Genomic DNA, 22,176 nt, shown 5'->3' with positions numbered 1-22,176 from the left:
AAGCGGGGAGGAAACCCATGAAGATCTTCCAGCCGATGCTCTTCGTCGGCCTGGGCGGCACCGGAGGCCTGGTCGGCGCCGAACTCGAACGCAAACTGCGCGCCGAGCTGTGCGGGCCGGACGGCGTCGCGCTCAGCCACCTCAGCGGACACGCCCCCTACCAGCTGCCCGACTGCCTCCAGTTCGTCTACGCGGACTACAGCGAGTCCGACCTCCAGCGGCTGCCCCAGTTCAACGTGGACCCCTCGCTGCGGGCCGCGTACTCCCGCACCTCCCGGGCCACCCACAACCTGCTGCCGAACTTCGACGCGTCACCCGAACTGACCAAGATGCTCCGGGCGAGCCTGCGCGACGAGGTCGCCGACTGGCTGCCGCCGCGCACCGACGAACCGAAGGTCACCCCGCTGCACAACGGTGCAGGGCAACTGCCCACCGTCGGACGGGCCGCCCTGTTCGCCACGCTCCGGCACAGTCTCGCCCCGGTTCTCGAACCGCTGCTCCAGGCGATCGACGCGATCGCCAAGTCGGCCGGTGAACTGGCCGAGCTCGGCGGCGGCAAGGTCAACGGCTGCGACGTGTTCGTCGCCTTCTCGGTGGCCGGCGGCACCGGCGCCGGGATCTTCCTGGACTATCTGCACCTGATCAACCACGCCTTCCAGCTGCGCCGCTTCGACGGGGTGAAGATCTACCCGCTGGTCGTGATGCCGTCCTCGTTCTCCTCGGCGGGCGGCGGCGGACGGGAGGCGGAGCTCAACGCGGCCCGCGCGCTGGTCGACCTGTTCCGGCTGGTCGACGCGCAGAACGCGCCGAGCGAGGGAACGGAGATCGGGGACCTGGATCTCGACCTCGACTCCGGGCTCGGCATCCGCTACCCGGGCACGACACCGATCCGGCTGCGCACCGGCATCCTGCCCACGGCCTTCCTGTTCAGCCCGACCGCCGGCATCCGCCAGGACGACCTGCGCCGCTCCATCGTCTCCCTGGTGATGTCGCTGATCGGCACCGAGCTGGGCGACAGCCGCCCCCGGGGCCGGGCGACGGCGGCCGACGACGACTTCCAGACCTTCGCCGCGAGCTTCATCAACCGGGGTGTGCACCGCAGCGCCGTGTCCCCCACCGGCATCGGCCGGCAGGGCGTCTCCACCAGCCTGGTGGCCTCCATGACCGCCCCCATGGACCAACTCGCCGACCTGGTGGCGGGCCGCCTGCTGCGGGAGGCGGTCACCGACCTCGTGGAGCGGCCCCGTACCGCGCTGCGCGACAACGCGGTGCCGCTGATCCGTCAGCTGTTCGCCGACTCCCACCTCGAAGAGCTGTGGGAACGCGCCCAGTTGGCCGTCCCGGAGCCCGATCCGCTGCCGCGCGGTGGCAAGGCCATCGAGCAGGCGCTCGGCGAACGGCTCACGGACATGCAGCGGCTGCTGTCCGACCTCCAGTCCATCGCCGACCGCCAGGCCGCCTCGATGGCCGACCGGTTCGCCCCGCGCCCCGCCATCGACAAACTCCTTCTGACCGTCGACCCCTTCCTCGCCGAACGCATCGTCAGAGGCGTCCAGGACAGCGACGAACCGATCGCCCGGCTCGGCTTCCTCGGCATGCTCGACAGCCGCTCCCGCGCCCCCCAGCGCCCGCCGGGCGTGACCGATCAGCCGCCCAAGACCCCCAGGATCAAAGGCAGGCTGGCCGGTATGTCACCGGCCCGCTGGGGCGACGACGACGTGCAGGCCGCCCTCCAGGAGCAGGACCTCTGGTACCAGTGGCGCAGCCGGACCGTGTGGCACGAGGCCTGGCGGGAACAGCAGCAGCAGTGGCAGCCGCCCGCCAACACGGCCGGGGCCGACCTCGGACGCCTGGTCAACGCCTTCCGCAAACACTCCGACCAGGAACGCAAGATCTCCGCGCAGAAGGGCCTCGAACTGTACGAGGACCGCACCGGGATCTCGTATCTGCTGCCGCCGCAGCGCACCCTCAACCACTTCTACGAGGACGTCGTCACCCGGCTGATCCGCAGGGAGGGAATGCGCGAGAACGACGACGAGGCCGCGCTCCTGCTCAGGATGATCGACGGGGACACCTGGCGCGAGGTCCACACCCTCAGCCGCCGCAATCCGGACAACGCGGTCGCGGTCGTCAAGGCACAGCTGGAGGGCCGCATCACCCGGCTGTTCGCGGAGAGCGGCGAACACCTGGAGGAACGCCCGCTGCTGCCGGCCATGGGCACCCTGCTGGCCGCCGCGGCGGGTGACGCGGACGCCGCCGACCAGGTCAGCAAGGAGGCACTCGACCTGTTCGGCCGCAAGCTGACCGGGCTGCTGCCGGTGGGCTTCACCCCGGAGGGCACCGGACTGCTGCGGGTCCTGGTCACGCACCCGCGGGTGCAGGCCGTGGAGGAGGTGCAGGAGTACCTCGGCAAGGCGCTGCGGCTGCCGACCGACGCCAAGAACTCCGTGGAGTACCGCGGAGTGGAGAGCGACTCCGTCACCGTGGTCCTCTTCCGCAGCGAGATGAGCCTCACCCAGGTCCCCGAGGCCCGCAAGGTGCTGCGCCAGTGGGCCAGGGCGAAGGACTCCGAGCAGGCCCAGGACGTACTGCGCTGGCGGCAGCGGCTCGGCTACCGGGACAGCTGGATGGTCAGCAGCGAGGAGGACCGCCGCGTCATCCTGCATCGGCTGCTGTGCTGCATGTGGAACGGCCAGGTCGACGTGGTGGACGGCAACCCGGCGTCGCCGGAGCGGCTGAGGCTGCGGCTGCACCCCGAGAAGGGCGCCCATGTGCCCGGCGTCCGGCTGCGGCTGGGGGACTTCCCCGGCGGGGTGTCGAGCTGGGCGGAGCTGCTGCGGTCGTACGAACGCTGGACCGTCCTCGACGACGAACGGACCGTGGAGGACTACTGCCGCGAGCTGATGGGGGCTCAGCCGCTCGGTCTCGCCAGGAGCGTGAGCGAACCGCATCCGCTCTTCGTCGAACTCGTCGAGAAGACCGCCCCGCGTCAGCTGGAGCTGCTGGCCGAGCGCCGGGAGCGCGGCGGCGAGCGGGTCGAGGGCTGGGTGCGCCCGCTCTGGGAATTCTGGGCGAAGACACTGCCGGCCGCGCTGGACACCGAGTTCGGGGACCAGCGCGCCGTCCAGCCGACACTGCGCACGCTGCTGGAGCACGTACGCGGGGGAACTCCCGCGGCGCGCGTGCGCAAGGAGTTCCCCGAACCCCGGCGAGTCGTGTCCGATGACGACGACTGGGGCACCGCACCGCGTGCCTCCTTCGACAAGCACCCGAGCGGCACGGAGGAACGTCCGCGCCGCGCGTCCGTGGACGACTACGACGCCGGGTACGACGACAGGTACGACGCCGATCGCGGTGATCGGGGTGACCGGGCCGGTCGCGATGACCGGGGCGATCGCGGTGATCGGGGCGATCGCGGTGATCGGAGTGACCGCGTCAACGGGCGCTCCGGCGGCGCCGACCGGCCCTCGGTGCCCTGGGACGAGCCCGGTGACCCCGGCCCGTACGGCGACGACGGCGAGCGCGAACGCCTCCGCCGCAACCCCTGGGACGGTGACCCGGAGTGAAGACGTCCGAAGATCTCGGCACCGTCATCCAGCTGGACCTGCGCAGCGGCGCGGCGGAACTCGACACCGCCAAGGCCCTGCGGGCCAGTGTCGCCCGGCAGTTGGGCCGGGCCGGGCTGCCCGAACCCGACGACCCGCTGTTCCTGGTGATCGACACCCCCGCCGGACTGACCGACCACCAGCGGCAGTACGAACTGCTCACCGCCTACCGGGCCGTGGGCGAGGTCAGGATCCTGGTCCTGCTGGTGGGCAGCGCACCCGGTTCGTACGCGGGCGAGGACGAGGCCTTCCAGCCCGACCGGCGCCTGGTACGGCCCGCGGTGCTGCGGGCCTCGAACACCGCCCTGCTGTGGGCGGGCGATCTGCGCTCCGCGCGCACGGCGCTGGAACAGCCCGAGCCCGACGCCCCGGAGGCGCTCGCCGTCCTGGTGGACGTGCTGTCGGTCCCGGACGTCTACCTGAAGGTCCTCGACGGCCTCGGGACACTGCCCGACGCCGTCGCCGCACCCGGCGTGCGGCTGCTGGAGCAGGACCTGCCCCTCGAGGTGCGCGACCGGGCCTGGCGCGACGCGCTCCTCAGGTTCGCGGGCGAGGACACGGAACTCGCCCCCGACCTGCTGGTGACCGCCTCCTCCGGCGCCGATCTGCCGGAGCCGCTGCGGAGTCTGGTGGCGGGCCGGGGCGGCCGCGACCAACGGCACCGGGAGCCGGGCGGCGTGGCGGACAGCACATACGCCGCCTGCGCACAGGCCCTCGACTACGCCGAGGACGCGCTGGCCGGACTGCGGTCCCTGCCCGGGCTGTTGTGGGCCTCCCGCAGGCAGGCGTTCGAGGCGGACCTCGACCAGGCGCACCAGGCGCTCGGCGAGTACCGGGACCTCGTCGGCACGGCCCTGCGCGGCGGCGGATCCGGTACGGCGCCGTCCGCCGCCGAGACGGCGGCCCGGCTCGGGGCCCTCGGTCTGCGGGTGCCCTCGGCCGAGGGCATGGGGGAGCGGATCGGCGAGGGACTGCGGGAGTTCGCCGGAAAGCTGCTGGGACAGGGGCTCGCCCTGCGGTCCGTGGCCCAGCGCTTCACCGGCCTTGCCGGGCGGGTGGAGCCCGTACCGGGTTCGGCACTGGTGCGCAAACTCGCCGACCACTCCACCGAAGCGGTGTCCCGGCGGCCCGTCGTGGGGAACGGCATCGTGGCCACGGGGCGCGGCGCGCTGCCCGCGGCGGCCGTGGCGGGGCTGCTCGGCGGCCTGTGGCGGGGACCTCTGGCGGCGCTGGCGATCGCCGTCCCGCTGGTCTTCCTCGCGGTGGCGCTGCTCGGCGCGTCCAGGCTGCGGGGCGACGGACGCCCGTCCCGCTGGGGCTGGGGGCCCCGGGCCGCGGCACTCGGTGGCGCCGCGGCCGGTGTGGCGCTGGCGTACGCGGTCGAGCCCCCGCTCTGGCTGAGCGCCGTCGGTCTCGTGGCGGGCCTCGGTGTCGCGGTGGAGACGGCACGCCGGCTGTGGCGCGCCGCGATCGACTCCTGGGCGGCCTTCCACGCCACCGCCGCGTTGCGCAAGTCCCTGGCCGGGCTCGACGCGCTGCTGGCCGAGGCGGTCCGCGAGCACTGGGCCGTCGAGGAGCGCCTGCACTGCGCCGACGCCGCCCGGTCCGTCGCCGGCATGCTGCGGGCGACGGCCGCCGCCGCGGCGGCCGAGGCGGTACCCGAGCCTGAGCGGCCCACGGTCACCGGCGCGCCCGGCCCCGAGCCGCTCGACGCGGACGACTGGCTGGCCAGTGCCTCGGTCCTGGAGACGGACGCGTTCTCGGTGCCCGACGACGGGGACAGCGACTGGGCGAGCGCCTACGCCTGGCAGGACGGGGCTTCCTGGAGCGAGCCCGGCGCGCGGGGTGAGTCCGCGGGGCCCGCCGACCCGCGGGCGGAGCGCACCGCGGGGGTTCCGCGCTGGCTGGACCGCGAGAACGGTGAGGGCGGACCGGAACTCGTCGCCGCCCTGGCCGGTGACCTGACGGACGCCGCCATGGTGGCGATGGAGCCCTACTGGGGTGCCGTCGAGCGCGGCCAGGCCGGCGCCCTCGCCGTCCGGCGCACCGAGGAACGGGTCCGCGACCTGCTCTCGACGGCCCGCCGCCACCTCCAGCACAACGGCGTACTGGCCCCGCCCCCGTTCGCCGCCGACCACCGCACCCGGGCCGGCTCGGCGAACCTGCTGGGCACGGACCCGCGCCGGGTGGCCGACCTGGTCGGCACGGAGGCGGACCGGCAGGCCGTGGTCCAGCTCTCCTCACCCGAGCAGGGAACGCTGCTCAGCCGGGACCCGGCGGCCGCGGTCTGGATCAGGTTCGCTCCTCAGGCCGTGCGCGACGAGGTCGAGAAGACCTGGCGTACCACCGGCTGCGTACCACCGGAGCAGACGCTGTGGACCTCCTCGGGACGCTACGCCGGCCTGGTCAGGCTCACCCCGCTGCGGATGGGCGTGGTGGACACCGTCCGCTCCCGCCAGAACTCCCCGGCCGACGGGCTCGATCCGTACGACGTCGCGGACGCGTACGGCCGAGAGAACGCGTACGACCGTGAGGACGGCGACAGCTGGTGACCCGCACCCTGCATCCCGGCCCGGCGCACCCGTACGACCGAGAGGACGGCAACCGCTGGTGACCAGCACCTCGCAACCCCGCCTGCCGGAGCCGGACGGTCCGCGCTGGAAGACGCTCGCGTTCACCGTCCCCTCGGGCCGGCGCCGGGTCGCCTCCGTCCGCTTCGGCCCCGAGTCCCGCCGCGATCCGCTGCTGCCCCAGCTGATCCGCAACGGACTGCTCGACGACGAGGGGCAGCAGTGCGTCCAGGTCCGCCTGAACGCCGCCGACGCGGCCAACCCGGCCGCGCGCGCCCTGCTCGACGCGGAGGCGGGCACCGCCCTGCACCTGCACCGGGCCCTCGACGACACGGAGTACACGGCGCTCTTCCCGAGGATCGTCGGCTACGAACTGGACGCGGCCGAGCCGTTCCTGCTGTACGCCGCGCCGCGCGGCGCCGCCATCGCGCGTACCCATGTGATGTCCGCGACCGACCAACGGGTCCTCACCCGCGACCTGATGCTCGCCCTGTGCCTGCTGGACAGCCAGGAGTTGGTGCTGCGGGGCATCTCGCCCGCGACCGTGCTCTGGGACGGCGCCTCGGTCCAGCTCTGGGGACTGGAGGGGGCGGCCCGTACCGGACGGCCGAGGACCCGGTGGGGCCGGGCGCCCTACTGCTCGCCCGAGCAGCGCAGGGGCGAGGGGCTCGTCGACTCCCGGGACGCGGTGTGGAGCGCCGCCCAGGTGCTCTACCAGCTGGTGACCGGCCGGCCAGGACCCGGTGACCGGGCACCCACCGACCTGGGCGAACACCGGGTGCTCGCCGAGACGTTGCGGGGCGCCTTCGCCCCGCTGGCGGCCGACCGGCCGACCCCCGCCCACCTGCTCGACCTGCTGGCGCCGGGGGCCGCCCGGCGCGTCACGCTCACCGTGCCCGCCGACGAGACCCGCGCGCACCGGGAGGCGTTCGAGCAGGCGCTGCGCCTCAAGCGGGAGGCACCCGTCACCCACCAGGGGTCCGGGACACCGGCCGGGCGCAGCAGCGACGGCCAGGTGCTGTGCCCGTACTGCCTGGAACACATCCAGCTCGACCTCGCCTCGCTCTTCGTCACCGACAGCCGGATGCAGTACAAGCCGCTGGACGTCTCGACGATCGGCAACGCCCTGCGCCGCCAGGACGTCATGCGCGGTGCCGTCCAGAAGTGCACCGCGGACCGGGACTTCCCCGAGCACTTCATCCCGGTGCCCTACCTCACCTACGGCCGCCCGCTGACCGTCGCGATGGTCGGCCAGTCGTCCACCGGCAAGAGCCATCTGCTGACCCAGATGATCGCGGAGATCACCGACGGCGGCCTGGAGCCGTTCGGCCTGAAGTGGCAGTCCGTCAACCCGGAGCAGCACGCTCGGTTCGTACGGGAACGGGTGCAGCCGCTGCGCAACGGCAAGGTCCTCGACCACACCGGCGCCCTCGGCCTGGACGGCTTCGCGCGTTTCGTGGAGTCCCTCCTCATCACCGACGCCCACGGGCAGGTACGGCCGGTCGCGTTCTTCGACCTCGGCGGCGAGGACCTCGTGCGGACCGACGCCGCGCTGCGTTTCCTGCTCGGGATCGACGCCCTGATCTTCGTCGTCGACCCGGCGCTGGCCCTTCCGCTGCCGCATCTGGACCACGCCAGGGAACGCTGGGGTGTGGAGGTGAACCGGGACGGCGACCTCGCCTTCGGCACCGTTCTCGACCGGCTGCCGAAGAACGGACCGTATCTGGACGTCGCCGCCGCGATGGTGCTCGGCAAGGCGGACCTCCTGCGGTTCCAGCCGCCCGTCGACCGATGGCTGGGCCGGGCACCGGCCACCTCACTCGACCCCGAACGGACGCGCGAGGAGAGCCGGGACGTGTACGGGCTGCTGCGGCAGCACGCCGGCCCGGCCTGGCTGCGCCCCTTCGACGCGATCCGCCGGTGCACCCTGCATGTCGCGTCGGCCACCGGCGGCCAGGAGGACCAGGGCCGCTATCCGGCGGGGGCGGGGCCCCGGCGGGTGCTGGAGCCGCTGCTGGCGCTGCTGGCGCTGCACGGGATGGTCGAAGTGCCGGGCGGCGCCGAGGCGTTCGCCGTGGGAGAGACGCCCGCGTTCGAGGCGGTGCCGTCGGCGAGGGCCGGACGAACCGGGGGAGCGGTGGGAGCCGCGGGATCCGTGCGAGGTGAGGCGAAGTGAGCGACTTCCAAGATCGAGCGAGCGATTTCCAGGATCGAACGAGCGACTTCCGGGACCGGAGGAGTCCGGCCGCCCACGGGGAGCGGGCCGGCGCGCACGGGCCGGGCGGTGGCGGCGCCGGGGGCTCGGTGCACCAGGTCGTCTTCCGGTGGGACGGCAACCAGGGCCGCCAGGGCACCGGCATGAAGGCTGTCGCCCACTCCTGCCCGGCCGAACGCGCCGAGGAACTGGGCCGGGAGCTGGGCCCGCTGCTGTGGGTGTCCGGTACGGCCGCCGCACGGCAGAGCGTCGTACGCACCCTGTCCCACGACGGCGACGTCATGCTCGTCCAGCGCTGGCCCACCACCGACCGCGGCGGCCGGCCCAGCACGATCAGCCATGTCCTGATCGGTGACCCCGGAACCCTGAAGACCCGCCAGTGCCTCGGCCTCTCCTACGGCGGCTGGGGCAACCGGGAGTCCGCCGAGAAGGCCTCCGGAGGCCTTCGCGCGATCGAGTGCGCCAAGCTCGACGCGGCGGCGCGCAAGCGGCTTCCGGCCATGCTGGAACTGCTGCCGGCGGTCAAGCACGCGCTGATCCTGGTCGCCGCGGAGTGGCTGCGCGATCCGGCGCAGCGGGTGTCGCTGCTCGCGGAGGAGAAGGGGCAGCCCGGCTGGCCGGACCAGGACACCGTGCCGGTGGTGTATCTGGGACTGTTCCTCCTCTTCGGGCGCTGGCTGGGGCAGGAGTGGACGTTCGCCACCCACGACACGGTGGACACCCATCAGCTGCGTCTGACGTGTGTCCCGCACTGGGAGCCGGACGCGGGCGGGGCCGGTCCGCTGGCCCGGGTCACGGGCCGTCGGGTCACCCCCCACTTCGAGCACAAGGCGGCCGCCCGACTGGTGGACCACCTCCTCGCGCATCCCGACGCCGCCGCCGGGGTGCCCCAGCTGGTCGATGAGCTCGCCGGCGGCGCGGGACTGGAGTGGGCGCGGCGGCGCGTCCTGCTGCACGAGATCCTCAGCACCGACCGCCGGACCGGCACGCGCACCGACGCGCCCGCGCCCGCACCCGCGCCCCGCGCCGCGGAGCCGGGCCCGGTCGGGCAGGGGGACGAGGGGGCCGAGGACCGGAAACGGGCCGAGGGCCGAGAATGGGCCGAGACGACGCCCCCGCCGCCGCTCCCGAAGCCGTACGCGTACCCCGACTCGTACCCCGACGCGCACCTCGACCCACACCTGGACGCGTTCTCGGACACGCATCCGGACTCGTACGCCGACCCGTATCCGGACACCTACGCGGCCTCGGCACCCGAGGATTCTCCCCCCATGGCACCTCCACGCCCGCCGCGGGCGCCGGTCCAGGCGCCGGTCCGGACTCCCGCCCAGGAGGCGTACGGGCTCCACGAGGACCTCCGTGACCATTGGCGCGGGAACCACATGCAACGCAGCCTCCTGGCGGCGCGACTGCGCACCCTGCCCGACGAGTTGCTCCTGGGCGAGCTGCGCTCCGCCGATCTGCCACCGGAGTCCGTGGAACTCCTGCTCGACGAGCTGGGCAACGAGCTCCGCCTCCAGGAGCGCCGACCGGAGATGCGGCACGACCTGTGCGCGGAGGTGCTCCACAACGGCCTGTACTTCACGCCGTACGGACAGGGCCCGGAACCCGTTTCCAGAACGGCCATGGTCACCCGGGCCGCCGACCTCTTCACGTGGGCCGTCGCCCCGCTGGCCCGGGAAGAGCGCTATCTGCGCGATCTGCGTGAGCTGCTCCACCGCATGACCCGGGACAGCCACCCCACCGGGGGCAACTGGCTCCGTCAGAGCATCATCGCCCCGGCGAACGGCCAGGTCCCCGACCTGCCGCCGGTCCTGTGGCAGCAGATCCTGCGCGACGTGCTCAGCCGGGGCGAGCGACCCACCTCCACCCCGCAGACGCCCTCTGCCCCGCAGCCGCTCTCCGCCTCCCAGCCGCCCTACACCGTCCCGGCCCCGACGACGGCCCCGGAACCCTCCTCCACCCCGCCGAGACCCCCCACCCTCCTGTCCCGGCTCTCCGACCTGACGAACAACCCGGGCTGCGTGATGGGAGTCGGCTTCGCCGTGATCGCCCTGCTCATCACCACCGTCCTGATCGCCCTGTGAACCCGTGTGTGTCCATGTACGTCCACATGTGCCCAGGCTACGGAAGCGCCACATCGTGCTCGCGTTCACACCCGTCGTGCTGGAGGTGCAGTCGACGGAGGTCCTGGAGGGCGGCGACGGGAAACGGGTGCTGAAGCCACGTCGTCAGATAGCCGTCCTCGCCGTGGAGCCGAAGCACCGATTGAGCGGCCTCCATGACGACGTGCCCGAGGAGGCCGCGGGTCTGCGTGGAGGTCCAGGAGAGTGTGCCTTCTCGGTCGGGCGCGTCCAAGCTCGTCGACATGTCGGGAAACCGATAGATCGCGATGTCGACATCCGAGCCCCTGCTTCGCAGGACCCACCTGGCTTCGGCCGGTTCGAGGTCGAAGGAGAAGCGCTGGACGGCGATGGTGCCGTAGAGACCCGCGACACCATGGAGCAGGTCGGCCAGGGCATCGGTGCAGTAGCTGGCGAAGCTCTGCCACTCCGAAGAGCTGTCCGCGATGCGGCAGGTCGCCCAGCCGGTGCCGCTCAGTTCCCAGCCGAACCGGAGATCATTCGTCATCCCGCCCCTCCCGGTGATCGTTCCCGGAGACGGTACAGCAGAGAGATGGCGCCGATCGCGCTCGTGCCGCTGCCCTCGGCGGGTGGGCGCGCCCCCGGGCGGTCGTGGGCCACGGGTGGGCCATGGCCGCTCGGGATCACCAGTGCTAGAAAGGTCACATGGCGAATCGTTTCGCCGCTTTTCGACGCTTTTCACTCAGGCCGCTGATCAGCAGAAGCCCGCGAAGCGTAGCCGGGCAGGTGTTCCTTCTTCAGGTGGCCCTGGTCGTGCTGCTCGTGGCCTGCGGTGTGTTCGCCCTTGCCCTCCAGTCGGAGCGGGACACCACCGCCGAGGCCAAGCGCCGCTCCGTAGCCACGGCGGAGACCTTCGCGCACGCTCCCGGGATCGTGGCGGTACTGCAGAGCCCCGACCCGAGCAAGATCCTCCAGCCACTCACCGAGGCGGCCCGCAAGGCCGCCGGGGTCGACTTCATCGTGGTCATGAACACCAAGGGCATCCGCTACACCCACCCCATACCGGGCCTGATCGGCAAGCGGTTCGTGGGCACCATCGGGCCGTCGCTGGCGGGGCAGGTCTATACGGAGAGCGTGCACGGGCCGCTCGGCGAGGAGGTGCAGGCCACCGTCCCCGTCAAGGACACCGGGGGCAAGGTGGTGGGCCTGGTGTCGGCCGGTCTGAAGGTCAAGAACGTGACCAATCAGGTGGACCGGCAACTACCGATCATCCTGGGCGCCGGGGCCGGGGCACTCGTGGTGTCCACCGGGGTGACGGCACTGGTGGGCAGGCGGCTGCGACGGCAGACCCACAGCCTGGCCCCGGAAGAGATGACCCGCATGTACGACCACCACGACACGGTGCTGCACTCCGTACGCGAAGGAGTGCTCATCGTCGCCGGCGACGGGCGGCTGCTGCTGGCGAACGACGAGGCCAGACGGCTGCTGGAGTTGCCCCCCGACGCCGAGGGGCGACTCGTCTCGGAGCTGTCGAACCTCGACCCCGGGACAGTGGAGCTGCTCGTCTCCGGGCGCGAGGCCACCGACGAGGTGCACTTCGCCGGGGAGCGGCTGCTGGCAGTCAACCAGCGGCCCACGGGGCGCGACGGAGGCATCGAGGGAACGGTGGTGACACTGCGCGACTCCACCGAGCTCCAGGCGGTCACCGGCAGGGCGGAGGTCGCACGGGAGCGGCTCAAGCTGCTGTACGACGCCGGACTCGGCGTCGGCACCACCCTGGACGTACGGCGCACCGCCGACGAGCTGGCACGGGTCGCCGTCCCCCGATTCGCCGACTTCGTCACCGTCGACCTGGCCGACGCCGTGCTGCACGGCGAGGAGCCGGCCCCCACGGCGACGGACCTGCGACGCATCGCCGTGTGCGGCCTCCGGAACGACCATCCGCTCTACGAAAGGGGCCGACTGATCGACTTCGTGCCCTCCACGCCCCAGGCGCGCGGCTACGGCAGCGGCCGCTCCGAACTGGTGACCGACCTGTCGACCGCCGTGGGCTGGCACGCGCAGGACCCGGAGCGCACCAAGGAGATCGTCGACTACGGCATCCACTCCCTCATCGCCGCCCCGATCCAGGCCGGCGGTGTCGTGCTGGGCGTGGCCAACTTCTGGCGCGCCAAGCAGCACGGGCCCTTCGACGAGGAGGAGCTGTCGCTGGCGGAGGAACTGGTGGCCCGTGCCGCGGTCAGCATCGACAACGCCCGCCGCTACACCCGCGAGCACGCGGTGGCGGTCACCCTCCAGCGCAGCCTGCTGCCGCGGGCCCTGCCCGAGCAGAGCGCCCTCGACGTCGGCTACCGCTACCTGCCCGCCCAGTCGGGCGTGAGCGGGGACTGGTTCGACGTGATTCCCCTGCCGGGGAGCCGGGTGGCGCTGGCCGTCGGCGACGTGGTCGGCCACGGTCTGCACGCAGCCGCCACGATGGGGCGGCTGCGGACCGCGGTGCACAACTTCTCCACCCTCGATCTGCCCCCCGACGAGCTGCTGAGCCATCTCGACGACCTGGTCGGCCGCATCGACCAGGACGAGCAGGGCACGGACAGTGCCGCGGGCGTCGTGGGCGCCACCTGCCTGTACGCGATCTACGACCCCGTGACGCGTCGCTGCGTCATGGCACGTGCGGGCCACCTGGAGCCCGCGCTCGTCCACCCCGACGGAACCGTCACCTTCGTGGACGTGCCGACCGGGCCTCCCCTCGGCCTGGGCGGCCTGCCGTTCCAGACCGCCGAACTGGACATCGAGGAGGGCGCCCAGCTCGTCCTGTACACCGACGGCCTCATCGAGGACCGCAGACGCGACCTGGACGTGGGCATGGAGCTGCTGCGCGACGCGCTGGCGGGGCACCCCGACCGGTCGCCCGAGGAGAGCTGCCAGGCCGTGCTGGACGAACTGCTGCCCGGGCGCCCCAAGGACGACGTCGCCCTGCTCATCGCCCGCACCCGGGGGCTGCCGCCCGACCGGATCGCCGACTGGGACGTGCCGCTCGACCCGGCGGCCGTCGCCGGGATGCGCGAGACCGTGTCCCAGAAGCTCGACGAGTGGGGCCTGTCCGAGCTCGGCTTCAGCATGGAACTCATCCTGAGCGAGCTCATCACCAACGCCATCCGCTACGGCTCCGAGCCGATCCACGTACGGCTGATCCACGACCGTACGCTCATCTGCGAGGTGGCCGACAGCAGCAGCACCTCACCGCATCTGCGGTACGCGGCGACCATGGACGAGGGAGGCCGGGGCCTGTTCCTGGTGTCCCAGATGGCCGAGCGCTGGGGCACCCGGTACACCCCCCAGGGCAAGGTGATCTGGGCCGAACAGGCACTGCCACGGACCACCGGGCAGCCCGGCCCGGGATCGCTGTCGGGTGCGCAGTAATTCGATGGCGCCGCGGACCCGTGTGCCTCCGTGGCCACCGGCTGACCCTGAGGGGCATGTCAGAAGACCGCTTCGTCGAGGTACATCAGAGACAGGTTGACGTTCTCGGCGCTTTTGCGCAGGACGCTCACCATGGGCAGCTCGTCGGCCGCGAAGTGCTGAGATGCGAGGAAGCCTCTGCCGGAACACTTCCGCGTCGACGTCGGGAGCCGCGAAGATCGGTGAGCAGCCGGTTGCCCATGCTGTGCGCCAGGATGTGCACCTGCCTCACGCCTGTCTCTGTCAGTACCTGGAGTCCTGGATCAGTCGACCGGGCTCGACCTTGCCGGGCGTAATTCGATGGTGCTGCGGCCCGTGTATCTCTAGAGTCGGTACTGTTCGAGCGGCGACCTGGGGTTGCCGCTGGTGGATTGGTTTCCGGTTCGGGAGGTGTGACCGATGGCTGTCTTCGAGATGGGCGCTGCCCGCATCCAGAAGTTCATCAAGTCCACCTCCGTGGCCACCGGCTGACCTTCCTCTTCTCTCCGCGCCCGAGCGCGCGTGCCGGGGCCGCCCTTGTGAAGGGTCTCCCTTGACTTCCGCTTTTCTCGCTTTCCCCTCTTCACCGTTCGCCGCGCTCGTTCCCTACGGCTGGGACGACGTCTGGGCGGACGAGTTCGCCCCGTACGCCACCGAAGGGCTGCTGGCCGGGCGGGTGATCCGGGTCGACCGCGGTCAGTGCGACGTGGTCACCACCGACGGGGTGCTGCGCGCGGACACCGCGTTCGTGACGCCGAACGATCCGATGCGGGTCGTGTGCACCGGGGACTGGGTCGCCGTCGAACCCGCGGGCAACCCGCGCTACGTGCGTACGTATCTGCCACGCCGTACCGCCTTCGTACGCTCCACCTCCTCCAAGCGCTCCGAGGGGCAGATCCTCGCGGCCAACGTCGACTACGCCGTCGTCGCGGTCTCCCTCGCCCTGGAACTCGACCTCGGCCGCGTCGAACGATTCCTCGCGCTGGCCTGGGAGTCCGGTGCGCAGCCCCTGGTCGTCCTCACCAAGGCCGACCTGGTGCCCGACGCGGCGACGCTCGGACACCTGGTCCAGGACGTCGAGAAGACGGCACCCGGGGTCCCGGTGCTGCCGGTCAGCTCCAGCGCCGGGGAGGGTCTGGACGTCCTCGCGGCGGTGCTGTCGGGCGGCACGTCCGTCCTCCTCGGACAGTCCGGCGCGGGCAAGTCGACCCTCGCCAACGCACTGATCGGCGAGGACGTGATGGACGTACGGGCCGCGCGTGACGTGGACGGCAAGGGCCGCCACACCACGACGACCCGCAACCTTCTCGCCCTCCCCGGCGGGGGTGTCCTCATCGACACGCCCGGACTGCGCGGGGTCGGCCTCTGGGACGCCGAGACCGGCGTCGGGCAGGTCTTCTCCGAGATCGAGGAGCTGGCTGCCGACTGTCGTTTCCACGACTGCGCGCACGAAGCGGAGCCAGGCTGCGCGGTGCTTGCCGCCGTCGACTCCGGTGTCCTTCCCGAACGCCGCCTCGCCAGCTATCGCAAGCTGCTGCGGGAGAACCAGCGGATCGTCGCGAAGACGGATGCGCGGGTGCGGGCGGAGATTCGACGGGACTGGAAGCGGAAGGGGGCGGAGGGGAGGGCGGCGATGGACGCCAAACGCGGTCGTTGGCACTGAGCCTGCGCGGAACGGGGGCCCGGGGCCGCGCCCCAGGCCCCCCTGGGTGGGCTCTCCGGCCGGTGGGGGTGGGCGCGCAGTTCCCCGCGCCCCTGAGGCGGGGGCTGCGCCCCGCATTGCCCGCCCGGCCGGGTCGTTTGATTGCGGGATCGGATTTTGGGCCGAGTGCTGTGTCTGAAAGCCGCCAGTGGATGGAGTGGGGGCGGCGCAGACTGGTAGGTGTGATTGACGCGGAGACCAGGTACGAGGCGGTGCGGAGCAGAGACGCCCGGTTTGACGGGGAGTTCTTCTTCGCGGTGGAGACGACCGGGATCTACTGCCGGCCCAGCTGCCCGGCGGTGACGCCGAAGCGGCAGAACGTGCGGTACTACACGACGGCCGCCGCGGCGCAGAGCTCGGGCTTCCGAGCCTGCCGCAGATGCCGCCCGGACGCCGTACCCGGCTCCGCGGAGTGGAACGTGCGGGCCGACGTCGTAGGGCGCGCCATGCGGCTCATCGGGGATGGCGTGGTCGACCGTGAGGGGGTCGGAGGGCTCGCCGTCCGGCTCGGATACAGCGCCCGCCAGGTGCAGCGGCAGCTCACCGCGGAGGTCGGCGCGGGCCCCGTCGCCCTCGCCCGCGCCCAGCGCGCCCACACCGCCCGCGTCCTGCTCCAGACCACCGGCCTGCCGATCACGGAGATCGCGTTCGCGGCCGGGTTCGCCAGCGTCCGGCAGTTCAACGACACGATCCGCGCGGTGTACGCCTTGACGCCGAGCGAACTGCGCGCGGCCGCCACGCCGAGGGGTGGGAGCGGAGCCCGGCGCACCGTCACCCCCACCGCCGGGATCCCCCTGCGCCTCGCCCACCGGGGCCCGTACCAGTCCGCCGCCGTCTTCGACCTGCTCGCCCACGAGGCGGTCCCGGGGGTCGAGGACATCGACGGCACCCCCGGCCGTCGTACGTACCGCCGCACCCTCCGCCTCCCGTACGGCACCGGAATCGTCGCGGTGGACGAACGCTCGCGCGGCTGGCTCGACGCCCGGCTCCACCTCACCGACCTGCGCGACCTCACCACCGCCGTCCAGCGCCTGCGCCGGCTGTTCGACCTCGACGCCGATCCGTACGCCGTCGACGAGCGGCTGGGCGCCGATCCCCGGCTGGCCCCGCTGGTCGCCGCGCGCCCCGGCCTGCGCTCGCCGGGTGCCGCCGATCCGGACGAACTGGCCGTGCGCGCACTGGTGGGGCGGACGGAGGCCGAGCGGCTGGTGCGGCGGTACGGGAAGGCGCTGGACGCCCCGAGCGGCACGCTCACCCATGTGTTCCCGGAGCCGGCCGTCCTCGCGGAGGCCGAACCGGACGGCCCCCTCGGCGCGCTCACCGCTGCCCTCGCCGACGGCACCCTGCGGCTGGACGCGGGCGCGGAGCGCGACGAGGCGCAGGAGGCGCTGCTGGCGTTGCCAGGGCTGGACGGCACGACCGCCGCCGAAATCCGTATGCGCGCGCTCGGCGACCCCGACGTGGTGCCGCCGGGGGTGGATGTGCCGGACGCGTGGCGCCCGTGGCGCTCGTACGCCGTTCAACACCTCAGGGCGGCGGGGGAGTTGGAGTGATGTCCCCGGGTGGCCGTCGGGAACGTCAGTGCCGCGGTGCCGGGAGCAGGCGCGGTTCCACGCGCTCCTCGACCGCCCGGTCCCCCTCCCGCCGGACGACGTACGCCCCCTTGCCCGGTGTCTCGCTGACGGTCTCGACGAGTTCGGTGCCGCGGTAGACGAGGCCCACGCCGTCGTCGGTGCAGTGGCTGAGCGGCAGCGTGCCCCCGGCGACGAGCCGGTGGATCAGGGGGCGGCGGCCGGGGTCGGTGTCGTAGTGGACGCCGTTGCCGTACGGCAGGAAGCCGAGGGCGTTGGTGAGCGGGCGCAGTTCGGGGCCGAAGGAGTCGGTGGTGCCGCCCTGGAACCAGCAGATCGAACCGGCGCTCACCCCGCTCAGGACGACCCCGGCCTGCCACGCGCGACGGAGGATCGCGTCCAGTCCGTGCACGCGCCATACGGCGAGCAGGTTCGCCACCGAACCGCCCATCACCCACACCACGTCCTGCTCCAGCACCGCCGCCTCGATGTCATCGAAGTTGGGCATGGGGAAGAGGCGCAGCGGCGTCAGGTCGAAGCCCGCCACGCGAGCCGCCTCGCTCATCCGGGCGGCGAAGTGCTCGGCGTCGCCGATCGCGGTTCCGACGTACATGACCCGGGGCCGGCGCCCGTGCACGCCGGACAGTTCGACGGCGTGGTGGACGAGCGCGTCGAAGGTCAGCCAGGTGCGGCTGCCGACGCGGTGACCACCCGACGTGGCCAGGACGGTGGGTTCCGTGGCGGTCATGGTCGGTGACCCTACCAAGCGCCGCCGGGGCTCCGGTCAGTCCTCCAGGCCCCAGCTGTGGATGCGCCGGGGATGGATACGGATCAGCTCCTCGCTGAAGTGCGGACCCAAGTCGTGGGGGCCGGTGAGGAGTTCGGCCTCGCCCCGGATGTCGATGCCGCGCACCTTCCACGGCTGGTGGCTGACGATGTCGTCGACGACGAGCGCCACCTTGGGGTTCTTGCGCAGGTTGCGCCACTTCTTCGTGGTGCCCATCGCGTAACCGCCGATCAGGATCGTCCCGTCGTCCTGCGGGAAGAAGCCGACGGGGTTCGCCTGCGGCTGCCCGTGGGCGTCGACGGTGGCCAGCCGACCCAGCCGCTGCGTGGTGAGGTAGGCGCGTTCCGCCTCGCTGAATTCGGTCATGGAAGCAGCCAAACACGCCCGAGCACGGACCGCATCGGGTCCTGGTCCTAGGTCTCCCGCCCCAAAGCGGCTCGGACGTCGCTCTGTTCGGGACGATCGAACGATAGGTCCTACGAATCAGTGGAGCGGGTGAGTGGGCACGGCCAACGGTGTGACCTTTCGTTGACCGGCCCGGGGGGCAGGGAAGCGATACCGCATGACCCGCGTGATCAAGGCTCGCCATCTCTTCACCGCCCTGGTGACCGTTCTGGCGCTCGTCCCGCCGGCCGCGAGCGCCGATGCGGGGTCCACCCACCTCACCGGCCACGGCCACGGCCACGACGAGCAGGCCCGCTGGACGGGCACCTGGGAGACCGCCCCCTCCGGAACCGCCCCCGCCCTGCCCGGCGCCTCGATCCGCAACGTCGTGCACACCAGCGTCGGCGGCAGCGCCGCCCGCGTCCGCGTCTCCAACCGGCTCGGCACCGCCCCGCTCCAACTCGACGCCGTCACCGTCGCGTTGCAGGAGTGGGGCAGACCCATGAGCCCGAACGCCGCCCCGGGGTCGCTGCGCGTCGCCACGTTCGCCGGCCGCCGGTCCGTGACGGTCCCCGTGGGGCAGGACATGGTCAGCGACCCCGTCGACCTCCCGATCCCCGCCGACGCCAACCTCCTGATCTCGGTCCACACCCCCGCCGACTCCGGCCCGGCGACCTACCACCGCTCCGCGTTCCAGGCCAACTTCCTGGCCCGCGAAGGGGACCGGACCGCCGACGAGCCCGGCACCGCGTACACCGTCACCCTCGACAACTGGTACTACGTGACCGGTGTCGACGTACTGGGCGCCCCCGCCGCGGGCAGCGTGGTCGCGCTCGGGGACTCCCTCACCGACGGCACCGGCTCGACGTCCAGCGCTAACCACCGCTGGCCCGACCTGCTCGCCGCCCGTCTGCGCATGCTCCCCGAGCACCGCCGGCTCGGTGTCCTCAACGCGGGGATCTCCGGAAACCGCCTCCTGCGCGAGAACGGCGGCCCGAGCGCCCTGACCCGCCTCGACGCCGACGCGCTCTCCCGCGCCGGGGTGCGCGCGGTGATCGTGCTGGAGGGCATCAACGACATCAAGGGCACACCCGAGCAGACGGATCCCCTCGCCATCGAGGACGCCTACCGCCGGATCGTGGAGCGTGCCCACGCCCGCGGGATCCGGGTCGTCGGTGCCACGATCACCCCGTACGGCGGGTACAGCGCCTATACGGAGTCCCGCGAGGCGGTCCGGCTGACGGTCAACGCCTTCATCCGCAACGCCGAACTCTTCGACGCGGTCGCGGACTTCGACGCCGTCGTCCGAGACCCGGCCGACCCGCACCGCATCCTTCCCGCCTACGACCCCGGCGACCACCTCCACTTCAACGACACGGGGATGCAGGCGCTGGCCGACGACATCGACCTCGACACGCTCTTTCTCTAAGCGGGCAGCCCCCACCGGGGAGCGTCCGCGTTCGGCCGTACCGGCGTGACGGTCAGGTCCGGGCGCTCGCCCTTCGCGGTGATCAGCGCCGACTCGCCGCGGCGCAGGGCGACGTGGATCGTTCCGTCGCCCACCGTCTCGTATCGCAGCGGCCGGCCCCGCCCGTCCCGCACGTCGATCGCGCCCGCGACGCCGTGCCGTACGACGCAGGGCGCGCCCGCCTCGCTGACCAGCCGGACCCAGCGGGTCGCGCCGCCCTTGCGTACCGCGCTGAGCAGAAAGGCGCCCTGGGTGCGGAAGTCGTGGACCGTCAGGTCCGCCCACTCGGCGGGCAGGGCGGGGAAGACCCGGACGACGCCGCCCCAGGACTGGCAGACCATGTCGTGCAGGGACTGGGCGGCCGACAGCGGGGTCTCGATGACCGGGCCCGACTCCTTGTACATGGTGTTGGGCTGGATGAAGCGGGTCATGAGCTGGCCGAGGTACTTGAGAGCGTCCTCGCCCTTGCCGAGCAGCGCGGACATCGAGGCGGCGCCCGTGAAGGTGTAGCCCTGGAGAGCGCCCTCGAAGCCCACCCAGTGCGCCAACGACTTCTCGATCAGGGCCAGTTCGTCCGGGGTGCGGCCGGTCAGCTCGTACAGCGGGTACACCGCGAGCAGATGCGAGTAGTGCCGGTGTGACTTCGCGAAGGGGATGTCCGAGCCGATCATGAAGCCGTTGGCGTCGGTCGGGTACGGCACCCGCCTGGCCAGCACCTCGCGCCAGCGCGGTGCCAACTCGTCGTCGACACCGAGGAGTTCGGCCGACTCCAGCAGAGTGCGGCAGCCCCAGGTCAGCAGCATCAGGTCGTAGTTGCAGTCACGCGAGTTGCCGCCGTACTCGGGGGAGAAGGTGGCGGGCAGGTGCAACTTCCCGTCCGTGCCAGGCTCCAGGAAGTGCAGGTAGTAGTTGACCGCCTTGCGCAGCAGGGGGAAGAGGACGTCCCGCAGGATCGACTCGTCCATGGTGTGGCGGTAGCTGAGCCAGACGTTGTGCAGGGCCCAGGTGAGGTTGCCGACCTCGGGAGTGGGCGGGTCCTGGCCGGGGATGCCGACGCCGTAGCCGGTGAGGGTGCCCGCCGCGCCGTTGACGAGCTGCGGGTCCGTGGTGCGCGGGATGCCGAGCGAGTCGGCGCGGTACCGGTCCGACACCTCCTTCGACAGATTGTCCCGGAACTCGCTCAACGCCCGGGTCACGGCGTCGAGTTCGAGATGGTTCGAGCCGTGGATCAGCCAGTACTCCAGCTGGACGTTGAGGTTCCACCAGGTGTTGGGCCAGGGCGTGGACTCCAGCCAGGGGCCGCTGGTCGCCATCACGGGCGCGTCCCGCCGGGCCGCCGACGCCGCCTTGTAGAGCTGGATCCAGTAGAAGCGCTGGATGCGCGCGTCGGGGAGGGAGAGGAAGCTCTTGCGGTAGTAGGCGTGCCACCAGGCGCGATGGGTTCCGGCCAGCAGGTCGTACGGCAGCGCCGACGCCCCGCGCACGGTGGCGAGCGCCCGGCCCAGCGCCGTGGACTGGGGATATGAGTGCGCGACATGCACGTACAGGCATCGTGCTCTGCCCCGCGCCCGCTCCCGCCACGCCGTCACATGCTGTCCACCCGACAGCAGGGGCTGTACGGCGGTGGAGACGCCGTCGTGCGTGGCGACCTCGGCGGGCGGGTTGCCCTGGTAGCCGTCCGGGAGGGGCTTGAAGGCGGCGCGCGGGCTGATCGCGTCCGCCGGGTGGAAGACCCAGCGGAAGTCGCGCTCGCCCTCGCTCGGGGTCACCTCGACGGCGAGCACCGAGCGGGAGTTGTGCACCAGGGCGCGGAGCGTGAGCGTGCCCTTGTCCGTGGTGAGCGTGCCGGTCAGCTCGGCGTCGCGCAGGCCGAGCCGCCAGTCCAGGCCCGTGATCGCGCCGACCGGCTCCAGCGTGAACCAGCCGATGGGCAGACGGGCGAGGCCGAAGAGGGAGCCGAACTCGGGGCGGTGGTCCTGCACCTGCGAGTGCTGGACGTTGAAGCGCACGGCTGAGAAGGAACCCGTCTCCGCGCCCGGTTCGGCGTAGATCCCGGAGCCGAGGAAGCCGTTGCCGAGGTACGGGCCCTCGTACCAGGTCTTCGGCATCCGCTGCCAGACCAGATCGGCGTCGTCGAGGACGGTACGCCAGGGGTCGGAGGTGTCCGCGTGATCGGCCGCCCGGGCCTGGGCGGGCAGGCCTCCGGCGAGCAGGGTGCCGCCGAGGGCGGATCCGGTGGCGAGGACGGTACGTCTGGACGGGCTGGGCATGCGGGTGCCTCCAGGCGGCTCTAGCGACTGCACTTCGGGCGAGATTCATCGATTCATCGGAGCTATCCCGCGATGCAAC

At 72.3% G+C, this 22,176-nt stretch carries 12 protein-coding genes; 8 read left to right on the top strand and 4 right to left on the bottom strand.

The features are described 5' to 3' along the window. Nucleotides 1-17 precede the first annotated feature (17 nt). From ACZ69M_RS35625 to ACZ69M_RS35610, 4 genes are read left to right on the top strand one after another with little or no spacing between them, the layout of a single operon-like run. Nucleotides 18-3,566: a tubulin-like doman-containing protein gene (locus ACZ69M_RS35625; protein ID WP_470056517.1), complete on the top strand. Its 3,549-nt coding sequence runs from the start codon at nt 18-20 to the stop codon at nt 3,564-3,566. After that, entirely contained in the window at nt 3,563-6,157 is a 2,595-nt protein-coding gene (locus ACZ69M_RS35620) for a hypothetical protein (RefSeq protein WP_470056515.1), read from the top strand. The genes ACZ69M_RS35625 and ACZ69M_RS35620 overlap by 4 nt, the downstream gene beginning before the upstream one ends. Nucleotides 6,158-6,215: 58 nt before the next feature. Next, complete coding sequence (locus tag ACZ69M_RS35615) at nt 6,216-8,351, top strand: hypothetical protein (RefSeq protein ID WP_470056513.1); 2,136 nt, start codon at nt 6,216-6,218, stop codon at nt 8,349-8,351. Further along, on the top strand, nt 8,348-10,477 hold the full coding sequence (locus ACZ69M_RS35610) for a hypothetical protein (protein WP_470056511.1): 2,130 nt from the start codon (nt 8,348-8,350) through the stop codon (nt 10,475-10,477). Before ACZ69M_RS35615 ends, ACZ69M_RS35610 begins: the two co-directional genes overlap by 4 nt. Nucleotides 10,478-10,514: 37 nt before the next feature. Here ACZ69M_RS35610 and ACZ69M_RS35605 read toward each other — a convergent pair whose 3' ends face one another. Beyond that, the gene (locus ACZ69M_RS35605; protein WP_470056509.1) at nt 10,515-11,021 is read right to left on the bottom strand and encodes a hypothetical protein; all 507 of its coding nucleotides are present in this window, start codon (nt 11,019-11,021) and stop codon (nt 10,515-10,517) included. Nucleotides 11,022-11,179: 158 nt separating this feature from the next. Here ACZ69M_RS35605 and ACZ69M_RS35600 point away from each other — a divergent pair, with 158 nt between their 5' ends. The 3 genes from ACZ69M_RS35600 to ACZ69M_RS35590 all read left to right on the top strand — a co-directional run bounded on the left by ACZ69M_RS35600 (nt 11,180) and on the right by ACZ69M_RS35590 (nt 17,170). Continuing rightward, nucleotides 11,180-13,897 carry a SpoIIE family protein phosphatase gene (locus ACZ69M_RS35600; protein ID WP_470056507.1) on the top strand — a complete coding sequence of 906 codons (2,718 nt, stop codon included), beginning with the start codon at nt 11,180-11,182 and terminating at the stop codon, nt 13,895-13,897. 571 nt (nt 13,898-14,468) lie between these two features. Then, on the top strand, nt 14,469-15,578 hold the full coding sequence (gene rsgA / locus ACZ69M_RS35595) for a ribosome small subunit-dependent GTPase A (protein ID WP_470056505.1): 1,110 nt from the start codon (nt 14,469-14,471) through the stop codon (nt 15,576-15,578). Nucleotides 15,579-15,769: 191 nt separating this feature from the next. Continuing rightward, nucleotides 15,770-17,170 (top strand): bifunctional transcriptional activator/DNA repair enzyme AdaA, encoded by a 1,401-nt coding sequence (locus ACZ69M_RS35590; protein WP_470056666.1) that lies wholly within the window; start codon nt 15,770-15,772, stop codon nt 17,168-17,170. A gap of 25 nt (nt 17,171-17,195) precedes the next feature. Here ACZ69M_RS35590 and ACZ69M_RS35585 read toward each other — a convergent pair whose 3' ends face one another. Together ACZ69M_RS35585 and ACZ69M_RS35580 are read right to left on the bottom strand one after the other, a co-directional pair. Then, entirely contained in the window at nt 17,196-17,936 is a 741-nt protein-coding gene (locus ACZ69M_RS35585) for a Type 1 glutamine amidotransferase-like domain-containing protein (protein ID WP_470056503.1), read from the bottom strand. A 36-nt stretch (nt 17,937-17,972) separates the two neighbouring features. Continuing rightward, nucleotides 17,973-18,341 (bottom strand): PPOX class F420-dependent oxidoreductase, encoded by a 369-nt coding sequence (locus tag ACZ69M_RS35580; RefSeq protein ID WP_075031088.1) that lies wholly within the window; start codon nt 18,339-18,341, stop codon nt 17,973-17,975. A gap of 196 nt (nt 18,342-18,537) precedes the next feature. On the opposite strand from ACZ69M_RS35580, the gene ACZ69M_RS35575 reads away from it, so the two are divergent. Continuing rightward, on the top strand, nt 18,538-19,788 hold the full coding sequence (locus ACZ69M_RS35575; RefSeq protein WP_470056500.1) for an SGNH/GDSL hydrolase family protein: 1,251 nt from the start codon (nt 18,538-18,540) through the stop codon (nt 19,786-19,788). On the opposite strand, the gene ACZ69M_RS35570 is transcribed toward ACZ69M_RS35575, so the two are convergent. Further along, the gene (locus ACZ69M_RS35570) at nt 19,785-22,097 is read right to left on the bottom strand and encodes a glycosyl hydrolase family 95 catalytic domain-containing protein (protein WP_470056498.1); all 2,313 of its coding nucleotides are present in this window, start codon (nt 22,095-22,097) and stop codon (nt 19,785-19,787) included. The two genes, ACZ69M_RS35575 and ACZ69M_RS35570, sit on opposite strands and share 4 nt — an antisense overlap. Nucleotides 22,098-22,176: the final 79 nt, after the last annotated feature.

The organism is Streptomyces sp. NPDC107454, from assembly GCF_055582885.1.
The sequence above is the reverse complement of the archived record's forward strand: the minus strand, read 5'-3'. Positions and strand labels throughout refer to the sequence as shown.